The organism is Acinetobacter sp. RG5, from assembly GCF_031844265.1.
GTDB lineage: Bacteria > Pseudomonadota > Gammaproteobacteria > Pseudomonadales > Moraxellaceae > Acinetobacter.
In genome coordinates this window covers 23,904-41,360 of sequence record NZ_JAUZUV010000003.1, presented here as the reverse complement: position 1 = coordinate 41,360, position 17,457 = coordinate 23,904, and the positions used below count along the sequence as shown (strand labels likewise).

The following is a 17,457-nucleotide window of genomic DNA, read 5'->3' as shown; positions in this document are numbered from 1 at the left end:
GATTGATTTGTTCTATTTTCCTGTACCTTAGCGTGCCCGATGCAGCAAGTATCCGCCGATGCCGAACATGATCAGAATCGGAATAAACACGAACCAGGCCGGAGACGGTGCATAGATCAAGCTGGCATAGCCGAGGAAATCCTGCAGATAGAAGAAACCCAGTCCGGCAAATAAAGCTATTACCAGACGAAAACCCATGGATTGCTGACGTAATGGCCCGAAGATAAATGAACAGGCGATCACTACTAGTGCAATCAGGGCAAAAGGCGAGCCGAGTTTTTGCCAGAAGGCCAGCTGATAGGTTTTAGGCACCTGGCTGTATTCATGCATATAGCTCATGAAACTGACCAGTTGACTCGGCGATAAATCTTCAGGATCAATCGTCACCATATGCACATATTTGGGCTGTAATGCCAGCGCTAAAGGTTGCTGTTGCTGCTTGACCAGCGTGGCATTGCCATTTTGTAAAATATCGAACTGCTCTGTGTTGTCCAGCGTCCAGGAACCATCTTTGACGAATTGGCCCTGATCTGCGTGCAAGGTACCGCGCAAACGATAGTTCTGGTCAAAGTCCAGCATCTGCACATTTTTCAACTGACCTTGCGAGTTAGCATAATCGATATAAATAAAGCGCTGCCCTTCCCGAGTCCAGTAACCACGAACTTCACCGAGCTGAGCGGCTTTACTGGCACTTTTTACGCTTTTGGCCTGTTCATTGGTATAAGGAATGACCCACTCGCTCAGGGCAAATGACAACACCACCAACAACAGTGCTGAACGGATCACCCACCCGACAATACGCCATAAGCTCACGCCGACCGAACGCATCACAATCAGCTCACTATTCGAGGCTAATGTACCAAGACCTAAAACTGCACCAATCAGTGCAGAAATCGGCAGGATTTCATATAAATAATTTGGTGCGCCCCAAAGCACATATTTCAAGGCATCCCAGGCACCATAACCATCTTTGAGCGAACCAAGCTCACCCAGATAAGTAAATAATACCTGTAAACCCGCCAATACCGCGGTTGCACCCAGCATCGCCAGCGCAGTGGTTTGGGTCACATGTTTTGCAACTATACGACGTGCCAACATTGTTAAGACCTCACTCGCTGAATCTGTTTCTTGATTTTCGGGCCTAATTTCTGTTTACGCGAGAACAAGGCACCCGCAATTGCATAGGCAATCAGAATCAATGGATAGGCCCAAATGCCCATTTCTTCTTTACTGATCCGCGTCTTCACTGCCATCAGGGCCACAATCAGACTGGCAAAAATCATGAGGGCAGGAAATAACTTGAGATATCGACCCTGTCGTGGACTCACTTCAGACAAGGCCACAGCCAGAATCAGGGCAATCAGAATCGCAAAAGGAACAAACACCCGCCAGCCCAACTCACTGGCCACCACAGGATCCTGACGGTTCTGCCACAATTGCGAGGTCGGTAAGGCCTCAACTTCAGTACTGGCAAATTGCGCTTCTTCATCGCTTTCTAAGCGCAGACGATAGCTTTCAAATTCAGCTTGAGTATATTGCGGTGTACCCGGATAGATCTCATAACGGCGTCCATTAACCAGATCGACCACATTGGCAGCATCATTCGGTACTTCAATTCGGGTGGCTTCCTGCGCCAGAATCATCACATCCGGTTTGCCTTCTTTTTCCGCACGCTGATAAAAGAAAATATCTTTTAAATTTTTACGGTCTTCTGACAGGTCACCGGCATAAATGGTATAGGGCCCAGAGGAGATAAATTCTTTCGGTCGCACCAGGTCAAAGCCGGTACGTACCGCCTGACTGGTGGTCAGGGCTTCAAACTGGCGAATGCCCCACGGCGCAGCCCACAGCATCAATCCGGCCTGAGCAATCAAAAACACCAGGGTCATCGGCACCAGTAGACGCGCCAATTGATGCCGACTGACGCCACTGCCATTCATCACGGCCATTTCATGGTCGACATATAAACGGCCAAACACCAGCATCAGTCCAATAAAGAAACCGAGCGGAAGAATCAGGGTCAAGAATTCAGGCAAACGGTAGCCAATAATGCTAAATAAAATGCCTGCATCCAGACGGCCTTGCGCCGCGACACCAAAATACTTGATCAGTCGACCGCCCATCATGATCAAGGTCAATAAGGCAATCACCACCAAGGATGTCGAGACAACTTGCTTGACCAGATAACGCCGAATAATCAAATTAATTCTTCCAAAATAAGGTCCATAAAACGAGTGCTAGTTTACCCGAATAGCAAAAATATAAAACCTAGGCCGCCCTGCCCATTGAAAATCTATTCGGATAAATGTTTCAATGACTGAATGATTTACCCATCTAGACAGGCGTGAAAACAGAATATGAAACTTACAATTAATACGTCATTCCCAGAGAATGGATCAAGTCAATCTTTGTTGATTTTAGTTGACTCAGAACAACTTCAGAATACAACCGCAACCTATCAAATCAATAATTTAGACACATTAATTGAAGCCTCTCAATTCAAGGCAGCGTTGGCGGAAAGCCTGAGCCTGATTGGTCAGGTGAGCCAGTCCAGCCATGCAGCACTAATTGGTTTAGGCAAGGTCGCTGAACTGCAACCGGCAAAACTTGCAAAAATCGCGCAAACTATTATTCAAGTCACTCAAAAAAAATTCAAACAGATTTCTGTAGATCTGACACAACTTCCACAAGAATTCCATTATCTGTTTGCGCTCTTCCTGACTCAGGCCAGCTATGGTTATGATGAATATAAATCCAAGAAGAATGAATTTGTGCTCGAGCAGATCGACCTGATTGCCACTCATAGCGTCTTAACTACCGAACAGTTGCAACTGGTACAAGCAGTGCAAAGCGGACAAAATCTGGCACGTGACCTGGGCAACCGTCCGGGCAATATCTGTTTCCCTGAATATCTTGCAGAACAGGCGGTGGCTTTGGCGGCTGAATATCCAGACCTACTTAAAGTCACAGTGCTGGATGAACAGCAAATGGCAGATTTAGGCATGGGCGCCTTCCTTGCGGTAAGTAAAGGTTCAGAGCGTCCTGGTCGGATTATCAGCATGGAATATCAGTCAGAGCGTAGCGAAGCACCGGTAGTCTTGGTGGGTAAAGGCATTACGTTTGATACCGGCGGTATTTCCCTTAAACCAGGCGCAGGCATGGACGAGATGAAATACGACATGTGCGGTGCAGCTTCTGTACTCGGTACAATGCGTGCATTGTGCGAAGCCCGCTTACCTCTACATGTGGTGGGAACCATCGCTGCAGCAGAAAACATGCCTTCAGGTAAAGCCACCCGTCCTGGTGATATCGTAACGACCATGAGCGGTCAGACGGTTGAAATCCTGAATACCGATGCCGAAGGTCGTTTGGTCCTATGTGATACCTTGACCTATGTAAAACGTTTTAATCCTGCTTTGGTGATTGATATTGCGACCTTAACCGGTGCCTGTGTGGTCGCTTTGGGTTCAGTACTAACGGGTCTGTTCACGCCAGATGATAAACTGGCAGCAGAACTAGAAGCTGCCGGCCAGCATTCCTTTGACCGGGTATGGCGTATGCCGGTACTGGAAGACTATCAGGAACAACTGGATTCACCATTTGCCGACATTGGCAATATCGGTGGTCCAAAAGCCGGTTCTGTGACTGCAGCCTGCTTCCTGCAACGTTTTACCCGTGAATATCGCTGGGCACATCTCGATGTTGCAGGCACAGCGTGGAACTCAGGTACCAATAAAGGCGCAACGGGCCGTCCAGTCCCATTATTAATGCAATTCCTGGCGAATCGCGTTCAAAGCAATGGCTAAAGTCAGCTTTTATTTATTTGAAAAAAGCCCTGAACGACAAGTGGACAGCACTTGTCGTTTATGTCGTAAGATTCTGCGTCAGCCGGCGCGGATCTGGTTACTGTGTGCCGATACAGATTTGCAACAGCAGCTAGATGAATGTTTGTGGAGTTTTGATCCAGTCAGTTTTATTCCACATGGTATTGACCAGCCTCAGGCCACGGTCTGTATTTCGGCGACACTACCGGAACAGTCCGACTGGATTATTTTCAATTTTAATCCGGAAGCACTTGAACCTTACGCAAAATTTAGTCACATTATTGAGATCATTGAAAACCATGAAACGGCTAAACAGCTGGGTCGTGAAAAATTCAAGCAATATCGTCGTTTAGGTATTGAACCGGACACCCATAAGCTTTAACCGATATCATCCACAAGGAGAGGCACGTGGCATTAAATGTAGGTCCCGATTTTAAACAGCGCTGGTTAAATGTGCCGGAAGCTGTACGTCAGACCTTTATCGATGACCTCTCTCGGATCTGCGATATTTTAAAGCCAGAAACGTCTTTGGAAGAATGGCAGAGTCGCGACCAGCGCTTGCAACAGGAATCTGAACGCAAGATCGAAGCCGCGTATGCGCAGCGCAAGGCCGAATTGATTGAAGAAGCCCGTATTCGCAAACAGCTTGCGCTTGAAAAGGCCTTGGCCGAGAAACGTGCCGAAGAACAGGTCTATCAAGAACAGCTACGTCATGAGGAACAGCGCAAATTTAGCGAACAGAGTCAGGCGCTCGCTGAAATAAATACGCATCTAGAGGCTGAAGTGCAGCACTATGTCGCACGTTATGCAAAAAATCCTGAGACGACTTTTGATTTTGCCAGAGGTCGCATCCAGATTGAGGACCAGAGCATTTTATCCGAATTAGAAAGTGTACGTTTACGTCTGGAACTTGAGGCAGAAACCGTGATTGAACAGACCGTCAATGCACTGCGTGAAAAAATGCGTGCGGCGGCCAAAGAAGAAATCGAGTATATGCTGAAAAATTCTGAATTTTCTGATCAGCCACGCAATATTTAAATGAGCCTTTCACATTAAAAAAGCCCGAAAATTTGGGCTTTTTTATCTTCTATGTCGCATCTTACAAAAAATCTGCCAGCATAAAGGCAGCATTTCCGAGCAGATAGCCAATGCTTAATAAAGTGCCAATCCAGAGGATGCCACCCGCAATATTATAAAAGCTGAATGTGGCAAAGCTCATATGCGCTGAACCGGCAGCAAAAGGGCCAAATGAGCGGACAAAGGGAATAAAACGTGCGATTAAAATAGTTTTACCGCCATGTTTCATAAAATAGTGGTTGGTTTTCACCATATATTCCGGCTTAAAATAGCGTGAATGTTGATTGAAATATTTTAAGCCAAGAACTTTTCCGGTGTAATAATTCACGCTATAGCCCAGCACCGAAGCAGTGAATAACAACAGCCCCATCGAATGCAGGGTCACCAGATCGCTGCTGGCGCACAAAGCTCCCACAGCCAGCAATAGACTGTCGCCGGGCAGGAAAAAGAAAAACACCGAACCGGTTTCTGCAAAAATCACCAGAAACAGGATTGCATAAATCCATACCCCATATTGATCGAGCAATAGCGGCAATGACTGTTCCAAGTTAAGTAAAAAATCGAGCATTCGACCCGTCCACCCAGGCAATATTTGCAAGTTGAACTGCTGATTATCCCGAAAAATAAAAAAACAGTCTAATTTTTCAATCAGACTGTTCAGTAAATCAACATTTCTCTTATTTTAAGAAACCATTTTCAGCCAGAAAATCCATGCTGATTTTCGATTGTTCAGTGGTTTCGGCGGCTTTATCACCGAGCAATAAACGCTCGATATAACGTGCCAGCACATCAACCTCCAGATTGACCTTGCTGCCAACTTTCCAGGTACCGATATTGGTCCGTTCAGCCGTATGCGGAATCAGGTTCAGACTGATCACACTGCCACGTAAATGATTAATGGTCAGGCTAATACCATCAACTGTAACCGAGCCTTTTTCTGCCAGATATTTGGCAATTTCAGCAGGTGCAGTGACTTCATAATAAATTGAACGTGCATCTTCACGTACCAGGGTGATCTCGCCGACTGCATCGACATGACCTGACACAATATGACCGCCAAAACGCGTAGTCGGCAACATGGCTTTTTCAACATTGACAGGTTGACCGGCTTTCCAGGTGCTGAGCGTGGTCCGGTTCAGACTTTCACGGGAAACATCAGCCGCATACCAGTTCTCGCCCCAGTCGATCACGGTCAGGCAGATACCATTGGTCGCGATAGAATCACCCAGATGTACATCAGACATGTCCAGATCGGTCTGGATGCGTAAACGTACATCACCACCAACGCTTTGCAGACTTTCGACTTTGCCGAGGCTTTCGATAATACCTGTAAACATTTTTATTTCCTTTTCAATTCTTTTACCAGAGGGCCAACTGGGTACTAACGCCGGTCGTATCCACACCGCCCAATTCTGCATAATGATGCAGCTGGCTGAGTAATTGACGGATCGGTGGACCTGACTTGGCGTGGGTATCGGTAATCACAATAAATTCCAGCACGCGGGCACGTTCAGACTGGCGCTGTTTGCTGACACGATAACGTGGCACATCCTGGGTTAGCAAGGTCACCCGGCCACGTTTCAGATTGGCCTGTAACAAATCGGTAGCGCTGATATTACCGTCAGTTGAATAACTGGTCAGAATGAAACGTGCATTGATGGTGGCCAACAGGCTCTCGTAAGCTTCTTTGGCATATTTAGAGGAATTGTACTGACTCGGACGCTCTTTGCGCCATGCCCGGTCAATCCCGCTCTTAAAGCCCTTGGTATCCGGAGTCGGTAAATCGGCCTGATCCCATAAGGTCAGCGCATTCAGCACATGATAATTACTGCTATAAGCATGCTGATTATACGGTGGATCCAGATAAGCTACATCTACTTCAAAGCCGCTCATCTGGTTGGCCAGATGCTGGGCATCGACACACCACATTTCTGCGGCCATTCCCTTTTTCTGATCCGACTCGCAAAAACGGCTTGGAGTCAGCCACAGCAATGATTCAATCCGTTCCAGCGCAGTTTGGGTTTTCCCGCCCCAGCCATGATGAAAGCTTTTGAAAACGCCTGAAGTATTGCTGACAAAACTGGCGGAATAAAGCAAAGGGGCCAGCAAGGCAGACATTTCCACATCATCAATTGCACCTTGTGCCTGCCAGGCGGCAATCTGCTGACGGATGGCATCAATACGCATGCCGTTACGACGTTTAAAGAACAAACGGTCACGGGCCGGATCATAAATTTCATCATTGCGCGGACACAGGTTATGCGTCACCCAGCCCTTCACTTCCGGCAGACGGTTTAGATAATCAATCGCTTTCTGATAACCACCCAGCTCTTTAAATGCTGGCGCTTCCGTACAGGCCAGTACTGCATGATTCAGCGCATGGCTATACGGCTCCCAGTCATTGGCAATCACGCGATAGCCATTCTGACGGGCCAAACGTGAAACCACACCTGAACCGGCAAAAAAATCAGCAAAGATCGGCGCACGACCATCGCTACGTTTCAGGGTTCCTGTACTTTCCAACGCTTCCAGAATTAAATGCAGTAAACGGCGTTTGTTACCTAGATAAGGAACCAGCTGATGGAAAAGATATTCATCGGTGGTACGTGCCGCATGGCGACGTTTATGATAAACCGTAGACTCTGAACTCATAGTGTCTCTTGAAAAGAAATTAGCCTGAAGCGCACGTCATCACCTAAGCGAGTTACATCGCGCAGCTTAAATCGGAGTTGTTCGGCCATATGGCTAAATTCTGCATTAAACATGGTACGCGCAGACTGACCCAATAGGGTCGGTGCAACGTAACTGATCAGTTCATCAACCAATTTTTGTTGTAAAAATGCCGTAGATAAGGTCGCCCCTGCTTCCACCAGGACATCATAAATCTGATGCTGCTGAACCAGTTGCTTTAATAATTCTGCTAAAGGCTGTACCGGCAAGTGTAGCACACCCAGGTCTGCAAGCTCTTGACGAAATGGCCCCATGACCATCACTGTTTCAGGTTGCACTAAAATTTTTGCGTTGAGTGGTAAACGCCCCTGACGGTCCAGAATAATCCGTTTCGGTTGCACCACAGTCTTGATATCTTCAAGGCCATCCAGTTGACGCACATTCAGTTCACAGTCATCCGCAAGAACCGTATCAATCCCGGTAATCACTGCGCCTGAAATCGCACGCCAGTGCTGTACATCCTGACGTGCTGCTACACCGGTAATCCATTTTGATTCACCCGATGCCATTGCGGTACGGCCATCCAGGCTTGAGGCAATTTTTAAACGCACATAAGGCATGCCAGTCGCCATGGCTTTCAGGAAACCTTGATTCAGCTCATGCGCTTCATCTTCACAGATGCCAACGTCTACCTCAATGCCCGCATCTTTCAGGATCTGTACGCCCTTTCCGGCCACTAGCGGATTGGGATCAGGACAGGCCACGACAACTTTAGCCACACCTGCTTCCACCAGACCTTTGGCACAAGGCGGTGTCCGGCCATAATGCGCACAAGGTTCTAGAGTCACATAAGCGGTTGCACCACGTGCCTGTTCACCGGCCTGACGCAGCGCAAAGACTTCAGCATGTGGCTGGCCGGCTTGGGGATGAAAGCCTTCACCAATCACGATGCCATCTTTAACAATGACACAGCCGACATTCGGATTCGGTTTGGTGGAATATTGCCCCTGACGTGCCAATTCAATGGCCCGGCGCATCCAGATTTGATCTTGATTCAGTTCAGCCATGCTTATTCTTGTAATTCTCGTTGTTGCATCTGTTCAATCTGATGACGAAAAGCTTCGACATCCTGAAAATCCTGATAGACCGAAGCAAAACGCACATAGGCAACATGATCCAGAGCAAATAAAGACTGCATCACGATTTCACCGATGGTACGTGATTTCACATCACGCTCACCCAGACGGCGAATCTGTAGCTGAATATCGCTCAGCACTGTTTCAATCTGCTCCTGGGTCACCGGGCGTTTTTGCAAGGCATGCATCAGGGAACGACGTAGTTTGGCTTCATCGAAAGGTTCATTTTTGCCATCCGACTTGATGACGCGCGGCATCACCACTTCATAGCTTTCAAAGGTAGTGAAGCGTTCATTACAACTGACACATTCACGGCGACGACGAATCTGACAGCCTTCAGCTGCCAGGCGTGAATCAATCACTTTACTGTCTGCAGTATTGCAAAATGGGCAATGCATAGCGGTTTAATTGAACAAATCCAGATGGATTCCGAGTGTAGCAAAAATTACAAACTTTGTAGAGTTTTACGCAACATATAGAAAAAAAACAGCCCATTCGGGCTGTTTTACACTATATATTGATTATGGTGTATTTATTATTATTCGACACGTTCGCCATGTTGGCTTAAATCCAGACCCATACGCTCATCATCAGATGCCACACGGATTCCAATGATCAAGTCGATGACTTTCAGGATAATGAAGGTCATGATCGCAGAGTAAGCAATTGTCGCCAGTACACCTTCCACTTGCACCCAAAGCTGATGCATGACATTGGCAGGGGCATTGTCACCCATGATGAATTCGCTGGCAAAGAACGCGGTTAAAATCGCACCGACAATACCACCTACACCATGCAAGCCAAAAGCATCTAAAGAATCATCGGCTTTCAATACGCGTTTCAGTGCTGTAATCCCCCAGAAACACACCACACCACCGATCAGACCCATCGCCAATGCACCGCCTACAGTCACAAAACCTGCAGCTGGAGTAATGACCACCAGACCAGCAACTGCACCCGATACGCCGCCCAGTACAGAAGCTTTACCACGTGCCAGTTTTTCAGTGATTAACCAAGAGATAGCTGCTGCCGCTGCAGCGACTTGAGTCACGATCAAAGCATAGCCTGCAGAACCGTTGGCACCTAATGCAGAACCACCGTTGAAACCGAACCAGCCTACCCAGAGTAAAGATGCACCAATTACAGTAAGGGTCAGGTTATGTGGTGCCATAGATTCACGACCCAAACCCATACGTTTGCCCAGCATATATGCCGCTACCAGACCGGCAACACCCGAGTTGATATGTACAACCGTACCACCGGCAAAATCAAGCGCGCCGTCGTTACCTAACCAGCCACCACCCCATACCCAGTGGGTAATTGGTGCATAAACAATCACCACCCAAAGTGCGATAAAAGCAACGAAAGCACCAAATTTCATACGCTCTGCAATCGAACCGCTGATGATGGCAACCGTAATGATGGCAAAAGTCATTTGGAAAATCACAAACAGGATTTCAGGAATCGTGCCTGAAAGCGCCTCTGTGGTAATACCGGCCAGCATGAACTTGTCCAGACCGCCTATAAAGGCATTGCCTTCACCGAAAGCTAGGGTATAACCAATAATCACCCAAGCAATACTGACCACCGCCGCAGCAATAAAGCTATGTGCCATCGTCGCCAGAACGTTTTTCTTGCGGACCATACCGCCATAAAATAGCGCCAAGCCAGGAATGGTCATGAGTAAAACTAGAGCGGTAGAGGTTAAAACCCAGGCGGTATCGCCGGTATCTAGCGTTGGTTCTTCTTCTGCAGGCGCTGCAGCTTCAACTGGCGCTGCTTCAGCAATTGCTGCTATCGTGTCTGTTGTTGTATTTGTTGTATCGCCTGCTTCTTCAACAAGCACAATTTCTTCTGTCGGTGCTGTTGCTGTTGCAGCTTCTTCAGCCCATGCAACAGAACCACCAAAAAGAGCGCCGGCCATGCCGAACGCGAGTAGCATTTTTTTCATTCGTATCCCCCAACCAAGTTTTTGTGAGTTATTAGGTACTCAGCAAACTTCGTGCCAAGTTAGACAGCGTCTGCACCTGTTTCACCTGTACGAATACGGATGACTTGTTCTAAGTTGGTCACGAAAATTTTTCCGTCACCGATTTTTCCAGTGCTCGCCACACGAGTAATAGATTCAATCACCGCGTCTACCATTTCATCGCTAATCGCGATTTCAATTTTGACTTTCGGCAAGAAATCTACAACGTATTCAGCACCACGATAGAGTTCAGTGTGGCCTTTTTGACGACCAAAGCCTTTCACTTCAGTTACAGTGATGCCTTGAACACCAATTTCAGACAATGCTTCGCGAACATCGTCTAATTTAAAAGGTTTTACAATTGCAGTTACGAGCTTCATGTTTGTTTTCCTTCGGCTTATTTCACCAGTAAGGTTTTACGTTCAAATTTCATGCCAAGATTCCTAAGGTCGGGGGAAATTAGAAAGCCCGGCATGTGGTTTATTTATACCTTATTTTATACGGATAAAGGCTTTGAATCTTCAAAAAATAGACATTTTTTATGTGGATTTTTACAATATCTTTAATCGAATAAGTCTATATTTTGTCTGAAATACTATAGTCTGCATTTTAGCAATGCTAAACTGTCGGTTCCTTTCTACGGCGATGGATCAGACAATGATTGAAACTTTATTACAAGCAATTTTGCAGCAAGTCGAACAACCTAAGAAAGATTTGGAACATAATATCCGTGCCTTGTTAAATGAAGCTGTGGCGAAAATGGATTTGGTGTCTAAAGAAGAAATAGAACGTCAGCGTACTGCCCTAAATAATGCCAATCATCGCCTGAATGATTTACTGAAACAGGTGGAAGCATTAGAAGAGAGAATTTCGAACAAAAAATAAGCACAACTACAGTGCATAAAAGACACCAGAACTATAAAAATAACGCACCAAATTGGAACAATAATAATGTCTTTTGCCAAAATTTATACACGAGGCTTGCTGGGCCTGCATGCGCCTTTAATTGAAGTCGAAGTTCATGTCAGTTCGGGTATGCCTTCGCTCACTATAGTGGGGCTTCCCGAAGCGGCGGTACGTGAAAGTAAAGACCGGGTCCGTTCTGCCATTTTGAATAGCGGCTTTCAATTTCCAACCAAACGTCTGACCATTAATCTGGCCCCTGCAGATCTGCCAAAAGATGGCTCACGTCTGGACTTACCGATTGCTTTAGGTATTTTAGTGGCCTCTGGGCAGCTGCCTGAAAATTGCACCGAGCATCTTGAATTTATTGGAGAATTGGCCCTCGATGGTCAATTACGTCCTGTCAGCGGCACCTTAAGTATTGCCATTGCCTGTCAAAGTGATCAGCATCAACTGATTTTGCCTGGCCCCAATGCACAGGAAGCCTGTCAGCTCCCAGACTTTAAAGTCTTTGCAGCCAATCATTTAAAAGAAGTGTGTGAACATCTTTCCCAAGCGCAGCGCTTACCGCAAATAGAAGCCAGTCCACTCAATACAGACCATTTTTATAAGTTTGATCTGGCGGATGTAAAAGGACAATTACGACCACGGCGTGGCTTGGAAATTGCTGCGGCAGGTGGTCATTCCCTGCTGTTTCGAGGCCCACCCGGAACAGGCAAGACCTTGCTGGCTTCTCGATTGGCCAGTATTTTGCCGCCCTTAAAGACGCAGGAAAATCTGGAAGTGGCCAGTATTTATTCGGTGGCGAATGCCAATCACCCTTTTGGACAACGGCCGTTTCGAGCACCACACCATACTGCTTCTGCGGTGGCATTGGTCGGTGGCGGCTCACACCCCAAGCCAGGAGAAATTACCCTGGCACATTTAGGGGTTTTATTTCTGGACGAACTGCCTGAATTCGACCGCAAAGTGCTGGAGGTTCTACGTCAGCCTTTGGAAGCCAAGGAAATCGTCATTTCCCGGGCATCACGCCAAATTACCTTTCCGGCTAATTTCCAGTTGGTGGCTGCCATGAATCCATGTCCATGTGGGTATGCATTCAATCAAGATATCCGCTGCCAATGTTCACCCGAAAGTATTAAACGCTATCAGAACCGGATTTCAGGCCCGTTGCTGGATCGGATTGATTTGCATATTGATGTACCGCCATTACAAGCGCATGAATTACAGGACAATCGACCTACAGAAAACTCAGAAACGGTTAGACAACGCGTCATTGCAGCCTATGAAATTCAGATGCAACGGCAAAATACCTTGAATATGAGTTTGAGTCCAAAGCAGTTAGAGCAATATGCCGCATTAGATCAGTCTGCTCAGAATATGCTTGAAATGGCTCAGCAAAAACTGAATTTATCAGCGCGCGGCTATCATCGGGTCTTGCGTGTTGCACGCACCATTGCCGATTTAAATCAAAGTCCAGATATTCAAAGTCAGCATCTTTCGGAGGCCCTGTCTTATCGCGGGCAGCAGCAGATTTAGATCATTAAAAAAAGGCGACCTAAGGTCGCCTTTTTATCTAAAGAGGATTAGAAGCTATAACCCAGTCCAAATACGACTTTATTCTTTTGTTTTTCATCAAAACGATCATAACCACCCAAGATATAATTCATGCTTGCAGTTACACCTGTGTCACCAAGTGGCTTGCTTAAACCGATGTCAAAATGACGGAAACCAAAACTTTCTGTAGTTCCTTCAATAAAGTCACCTGATTTTTCATAAGCGTATAAGCCTAAAGCTGTATCCAAGCTGAAATCTTGTGGTAAAGCATAGCTATAAGTAGCTTTTAAATAGGTATCACCTGCATTGCCCCAAGTAGTATCTTCAAGAAGAGTTTGTGCTGTAACGCCCAAATCTTTATAGCTCATACCCAGTAACAGCTCAAATCCATCAGAATTGACATCAGATTCATAATAATAATAGTAGGTCGTACCGATCGTTAAACCTAAGTCATCATTGACTGCATGGCTATAGCCAGCATAGAAGTTATTTTCGAAAGCATCACGTCCTTCTTCAGACAAAGGGTAATCTAGCGTAGATCCCCACCAACCTGCATAGAAGCCAGACGCATGGTTATAATCAAGTCCACCTTGTAAGGTAGCGCCGCTATTTTCAGGAATGTTAGTAATACCACGCAAGTTATAGCTCGAAAGTACGCTGATATTTCCAGATACCGTATGTTCAGCAACAGGTTCTTCAGCAAAAGTAAAAGAAGATACAGCGCCCAATAAAGCAAGAGATAATACTTTTAATGTTAATTTCATTGTGTGGCTCCCCCCAGATCGTCTGAGACGTTTTTATGATCATTGATTAAACTCAAGCTCAAAATTTGCAAGAGCTATGCCAATCTGGATAAAAGGAACCAAAATAATAAATCTAAAAATATAAATAAAATTTAAGTTATTGTTTTTAATTTAAAATTTGAATTATAAAAAACTGAATTATCTAGGCTTTCTTTTAAATAAATGTATTTAAGGCTATTTCATCACTTTTTTAATACTTATACATAATCATTTACAATTTGCCCCATTTTGATTCCATTTTTGTAATGATTAAAATTTGTGCTAAAAAATAGTGCGTAATTTTTGATCATATTTTTCTCCCGTTTCAAAATAAATAAGCTGATCACATTCATTTCACCACTTTAGAAATATCATTTATAATTTCCAATAAAATTATGTTTTTACTCACTTTTTACCGATAGGTTAGAAATTAATCACCTCAAATCCTTGCTATTGTTTAATTTGAGTTAAAAAAATCTAAACTTTAGTGGAATATATCCAATAAAAAATGACATTTTTTCAGCAATTCTTATACAATTCCTAAAAAATTCCGATCAATTTGTATAAGGCTCTCTTCCCAATGCAAAATTCAAAAAAATTAACATTAGCAGTTTTGATTCAGGCTGCTTTGGTTTCTACCGCTTTCGCTAGCGAGCAAAGCGAGTCTAAAGGTTTTGTAGAAGATGCTGAAGGTTCTGTACTTTTCCGTACCGGCTATTTGCACCGTGACAAGAAAAATAACGTACCAGATACGAGCTCATTTGCACAAACTGCGATTGTTAAACTAGACTCTGGCTTTACTCAAGGTACTGTAGGCTTTGGTGCTGGTATTATTGGTGATGCTTCATTTAAATTGGGTGAAAATGGTCATACTGGCAATGATATGATCCCAGTCCACCCTCAAAATAATGCTGATGGTACTAAAGATGCTTATGACCACTGGGCTCGTGGCGGTGCATATGTGAAAGCTCGTGTATCAAATACGACTGCGACTTACGGTACTCAGGTTTTAGACTTACCTGTACTTGCAAGCAATACTGCGCGTTTAGTGCCTGAATACTATACTGGCGTATTGGTTCAAAGTAACGAAATTGAAAACTTAAACCTGATTGCTGGTAAATTCACAGAAAATCAGCTTTCCAACCAAATCAATTCCGATGGTGCAAAGCTGGATCGTGCAGTGGTTTGGGGCGCGAAATATAAATTTAATGATGCAGTTAATGCTTCTTATTATGGTACAGACATTAAAGACCGCTTAGACCGCCACTATGTTAATGCCAACTATAGCTATGCATTGGCAGATAAAAGCACATTAACTCATGATTTCAGTGGTTACCATACAAAATGGGATAAAGAAGCAAATCCATATCTTTATTCTCAAATCGGCTCACCAGATGATTCATTCGATAATACTATTTTAGCTTTATCTACAACTTATAATCATGGTCCACATAATGTCATGCTTGCTTACCAGCAAAATTTTGGTAACACTGGCTATGACTATGGTTTGGGTACAGGCGTAGGTGATGGTAAACAATCGATTTATATGCCGAATTCATACCTGTCTGACTTTATTGGTAATGACGAAAAATCAGCGCAACTTCAATATACATTTGACTTTGGTGCTGTAAATGTTCCTGGATTATCTTGGACATCTGCTTTTGTTTATGGTTGGGATATTAAAGCTACTAACAATGCAGGTACTATGATCAGTGATAATGAGCATGAGCGCGAATTCTTTAACCAAGTGAAATATACTGTTCAGTCTGGTTTTGCGAAAGATGCAAGCTTACGTCTTCGTCATTCTTACTACCGTGCAAGTGATGATTATCAATCTAACTACATTGGTGACACTAATGAATGGCGTATCTGGTTAGACATTCCTGTAAAATTATTCTAATTCACACGAATTTCAAGCCATAAAAAAACCTGCACATTGTGCAGGTTTTTTTATTTCAGGCTTTAAAATTTTAAAGCCTAGACCACAGAAAGCAATTATTTGTTTGCTTCTGCATAAGCTGCAATTGAATCCAGTACTTCTTGTTTCGCAACATCAGCACTTTCCCAACCACTGAGCTTGACCCATTTTCCTGGCTCTAAATCTTTGTAGTGCTGGAAGAAATGTTCGATCTGGCTAATCAACAATGGAGGAAGATCAGTATATTCCTGAACATCTTTGTAGATTGGAGTCAGTTTGTCATGTGGAACTGCAACCAGTTTCGCATCAACACCACCGTCATCTTCCATGTTCAATTTACCGACAGGACGGCAACGAATCACAGAACCTGGCTCTACTGGATGAGGCGTTACAACCAGTACGTCTAATGGATCACCATCAAGCGATAGTGTGTTTGGTACATAACCGTAGTTTGCTGGGTAGAACATTGCTGTACCCATGAAACGGTCTACAAATAACGCATCAGAATCTTTATCGATTTCGTATTTGATTGGTGCTGCATTTGCAGGAATTTCGATGATCACATAGATATCGTTTGGCGCATCTTTACCCGCTGGGATATTGCTGTAGCTCATAGCATCACTCTTTAACAAGTTATATCTTTTAAAAAACCGCGACAATTATAACGGTTTTTAAAGATTTTTTTGGATTTTAAAATATCGAACTGTAAATATGTCCGCAGACCTGATGACTTAAACCAACTTGATGATCAGCAGCAATAAGGTCACAGGACATAACATCGAGAGCAACCATACGATAGAGCGTAAAGTCGCCCAGTTGGCCAAATAGCAGATTCCGTACAACACACGAAAAACCAGATAAGCCACACCAAAAATCATGACCAAATCTTGTGATATCACCATGTACTCTGCCATCAAGATCGCAGCAATAAAGAGTGGTAAACTTTCAAAGCTATTCTGCTGGGCAGCATTGGCGCGACTGGCCAAGCCTGAAGACTTTTCTAAAAATGCCCGTGGATTCTGATTGTCTTTAGTGCTGAAGCCTGCTGATTTTTTTGCAATCAATGTAAACACATAAGGCAAAAGACAAGCGGCCAAAATGAGATAAATAACCCCACTAATGCTGTGCATCTGTTTTTTCTCATGAAAATTTTATCTCTATCATAGCATGGCATTTCGTGAATAAATTTTGTTAAATAGAGTGCTTTTTATTACTTGTTAAGGATTCACTATGGTCGCGCCTGATCAAAATGAAATGTTCGATGTCCTCGAGAAACAACGCCAGCATCAACGTCAAGTGGATCGCGTATTAAAAATTGTCCTACCGATTGTGGCATTTCTGATGGCTGTCATTTGTGCCAATATGAATATCTGGTCACCAATCTTCACCTTTGCCATTTTATGGATTGCCTTTTATTTCGTCGGTATCAAGCGTATGCCTCTCTGGCACTGGCTGGTCGCGATTCTGGTGTATTGCTTGGTCGATAACATTCTAAGTTATGGCAGCTTTAATCAAACCGGATTTACTCGCCAGTTTGGCACCATGTTTATCTTCTTGGGAGTAGTTGGTGTAGGTCGTCCTTATTTTGATCGCTGGTTAATGAAAAAATAAAAAGTCCAAA

The 17,457-nt window shown here is 44.6% G+C and carries 19 protein-coding genes; 7 read left to right on the top strand and 12 right to left on the bottom strand.

Annotated features, from left to right (window positions below; genetic code table 11):
• Positions 1–27: 27 nt before the first annotated feature.
• Together lptG and lptF are read right to left on the bottom strand one after the other, a co-directional pair.
• Complete coding sequence (gene lptG, locus Q9R21_RS04280) at positions 28–1,098, bottom strand: LPS export ABC transporter permease LptG (protein WP_005108448.1); 1,071 nt, start codon at positions 1,096–1,098, stop codon at positions 28–30.
• A 2-nt stretch (positions 1,099–1,100) separates the two neighbouring features.
• Positions 1,101–2,201 (bottom strand): LPS export ABC transporter permease LptF, encoded by a 1,101-nt coding sequence (gene lptF / locus Q9R21_RS04275; protein ID WP_004281053.1) that lies wholly within the window; start codon positions 2,199–2,201, stop codon positions 1,101–1,103.
• Between the two features lie 156 nt (positions 2,202–2,357).
• On the opposite strand from lptF, the gene Q9R21_RS04270 reads away from it, so the two are divergent.
• Genes Q9R21_RS04270 through Q9R21_RS04260 form a run of 3 tightly spaced genes read left to right on the top strand, consistent with a single transcriptional unit; the run spans position 2,358 to position 4,862 of the window.
• Entirely contained in the window at positions 2,358–3,806 is a 1,449-nt protein-coding gene (locus Q9R21_RS04270) for a leucyl aminopeptidase (protein ID WP_191112166.1), read from the top strand.
• On the top strand, positions 3,799–4,206 hold the full coding sequence (locus tag Q9R21_RS04265; protein ID WP_174894119.1) for a DNA polymerase III subunit chi: 408 nt from the start codon (positions 3,799–3,801) through the stop codon (positions 4,204–4,206). Before Q9R21_RS04270 ends, Q9R21_RS04265 begins: the two co-directional genes overlap by 8 nt.
• A gap of 26 nt (positions 4,207–4,232) precedes the next feature.
• The gene (locus Q9R21_RS04260; RefSeq protein WP_311203785.1) at positions 4,233–4,862 is read left to right on the top strand and encodes a hypothetical protein; all 630 of its coding nucleotides are present in this window, start codon (positions 4,233–4,235) and stop codon (positions 4,860–4,862) included.
• Between the two features lie 61 nt (positions 4,863–4,923).
• Here Q9R21_RS04260 and Q9R21_RS04255 read toward each other — a convergent pair whose 3' ends face one another.
• The 7 genes from Q9R21_RS04255 to glnK form a co-directional block, all read right to left on the bottom strand.
• Positions 4,924–5,469 carry a VTT domain-containing protein gene (locus tag Q9R21_RS04255; RefSeq protein ID WP_004281049.1) on the bottom strand — a complete coding sequence of 182 codons (546 nt, stop codon included), beginning with the start codon at positions 5,467–5,469 and terminating at the stop codon, positions 4,924–4,926.
• A gap of 109 nt (positions 5,470–5,578) precedes the next feature.
• Positions 5,579–6,238, bottom strand: a complete 660-nt coding sequence (locus tag Q9R21_RS04250) for a riboflavin synthase (RefSeq protein ID WP_311203784.1) — start codon at positions 6,236–6,238, stop codon at positions 5,579–5,581.
• 22 nt (positions 6,239–6,260) lie between these two features.
• Complete coding sequence (locus Q9R21_RS04245; protein ID WP_004281046.1) at positions 6,261–7,553, bottom strand: DNA adenine methylase; 1,293 nt, start codon at positions 7,551–7,553, stop codon at positions 6,261–6,263.
• Positions 7,550–8,638 carry a bifunctional diaminohydroxyphosphoribosylaminopyrimidine deaminase/5-amino-6-(5-phosphoribosylamino)uracil reductase RibD gene (ribD, locus tag Q9R21_RS04240; RefSeq protein WP_311203783.1) on the bottom strand — a complete coding sequence of 363 codons (1,089 nt, stop codon included), beginning with the start codon at positions 8,636–8,638 and terminating at the stop codon, positions 7,550–7,552. Before ribD ends, Q9R21_RS04245 begins: the two co-directional genes overlap by 4 nt.
• Positions 8,639–8,640: 2 nt before the next feature.
• A complete protein-coding gene (gene nrdR, locus Q9R21_RS04235; protein WP_004281044.1) occupies positions 8,641–9,105 on the bottom strand; it encodes a transcriptional regulator NrdR in 465 nt (154 codons plus the stop codon).
• A 140-nt stretch (positions 9,106–9,245) separates the two neighbouring features.
• Positions 9,246–10,658: an ammonium transporter gene (locus Q9R21_RS04230; RefSeq protein WP_311203782.1), complete on the bottom strand. Its 1,413-nt coding sequence runs from the start codon at positions 10,656–10,658 to the stop codon at positions 9,246–9,248.
• 59 nt (positions 10,659–10,717) lie between these two features.
• Positions 10,718–11,056, bottom strand: a complete 339-nt coding sequence (glnK, locus tag Q9R21_RS04225) for a P-II family nitrogen regulator (protein ID WP_004281042.1) — start codon at positions 11,054–11,056, stop codon at positions 10,718–10,720.
• Positions 11,057–11,333: 277 nt separating this feature from the next.
• On the opposite strand from glnK, the gene Q9R21_RS04220 reads away from it, so the two are divergent.
• Both Q9R21_RS04220 and Q9R21_RS04215 read left to right on the top strand, forming a co-directional pair.
• Positions 11,334–11,561: an accessory factor UbiK family protein gene (locus Q9R21_RS04220; protein ID WP_004732524.1), complete on the top strand. Its 228-nt coding sequence runs from the start codon at positions 11,334–11,336 to the stop codon at positions 11,559–11,561.
• A gap of 66 nt (positions 11,562–11,627) precedes the next feature.
• Positions 11,628–13,118, top strand: coding sequence for a YifB family Mg chelatase-like AAA ATPase (locus Q9R21_RS04215; protein ID WP_004732527.1), 1,491 nt, complete (start codon positions 11,628–11,630; stop codon positions 13,116–13,118).
• Between the two features lie 47 nt (positions 13,119–13,165).
• Here Q9R21_RS04215 and Q9R21_RS04210 read toward each other — a convergent pair whose 3' ends face one another.
• Complete coding sequence (locus tag Q9R21_RS04210) at positions 13,166–13,900, bottom strand: TorF family putative porin (RefSeq protein ID WP_004732532.1); 735 nt, start codon at positions 13,898–13,900, stop codon at positions 13,166–13,168.
• A 598-nt stretch (positions 13,901–14,498) separates the two neighbouring features.
• On the opposite strand from Q9R21_RS04210, the gene Q9R21_RS04205 reads away from it, so the two are divergent.
• Positions 14,499–15,818 (top strand): OprD family outer membrane porin, encoded by a 1,320-nt coding sequence (locus tag Q9R21_RS04205; RefSeq protein ID WP_044108965.1) that lies wholly within the window; start codon positions 14,499–14,501, stop codon positions 15,816–15,818.
• Between the two features lie 95 nt (positions 15,819–15,913).
• Here the strand turns inward: Q9R21_RS04205 and ppa are convergent, their stop codons facing one another.
• Both ppa and Q9R21_RS04195 read right to left on the bottom strand, forming a co-directional pair.
• Positions 15,914–16,450: an inorganic diphosphatase gene (gene ppa, locus Q9R21_RS04200; protein WP_005248436.1), complete on the bottom strand. Its 537-nt coding sequence runs from the start codon at positions 16,448–16,450 to the stop codon at positions 15,914–15,916.
• A 117-nt stretch (positions 16,451–16,567) separates the two neighbouring features.
• Positions 16,568–16,966 carry an MAPEG family protein gene (locus tag Q9R21_RS04195; RefSeq protein WP_044108964.1) on the bottom strand — a complete coding sequence of 133 codons (399 nt, stop codon included), beginning with the start codon at positions 16,964–16,966 and terminating at the stop codon, positions 16,568–16,570.
• A 100-nt stretch (positions 16,967–17,066) separates the two neighbouring features.
• On the opposite strand from Q9R21_RS04195, the gene Q9R21_RS04190 reads away from it, so the two are divergent.
• Positions 17,067–17,447, top strand: coding sequence for a hypothetical protein (locus Q9R21_RS04190; protein WP_005108436.1), 381 nt, complete (start codon positions 17,067–17,069; stop codon positions 17,445–17,447).
• Positions 17,448–17,457: the final 10 nt, after the last annotated feature.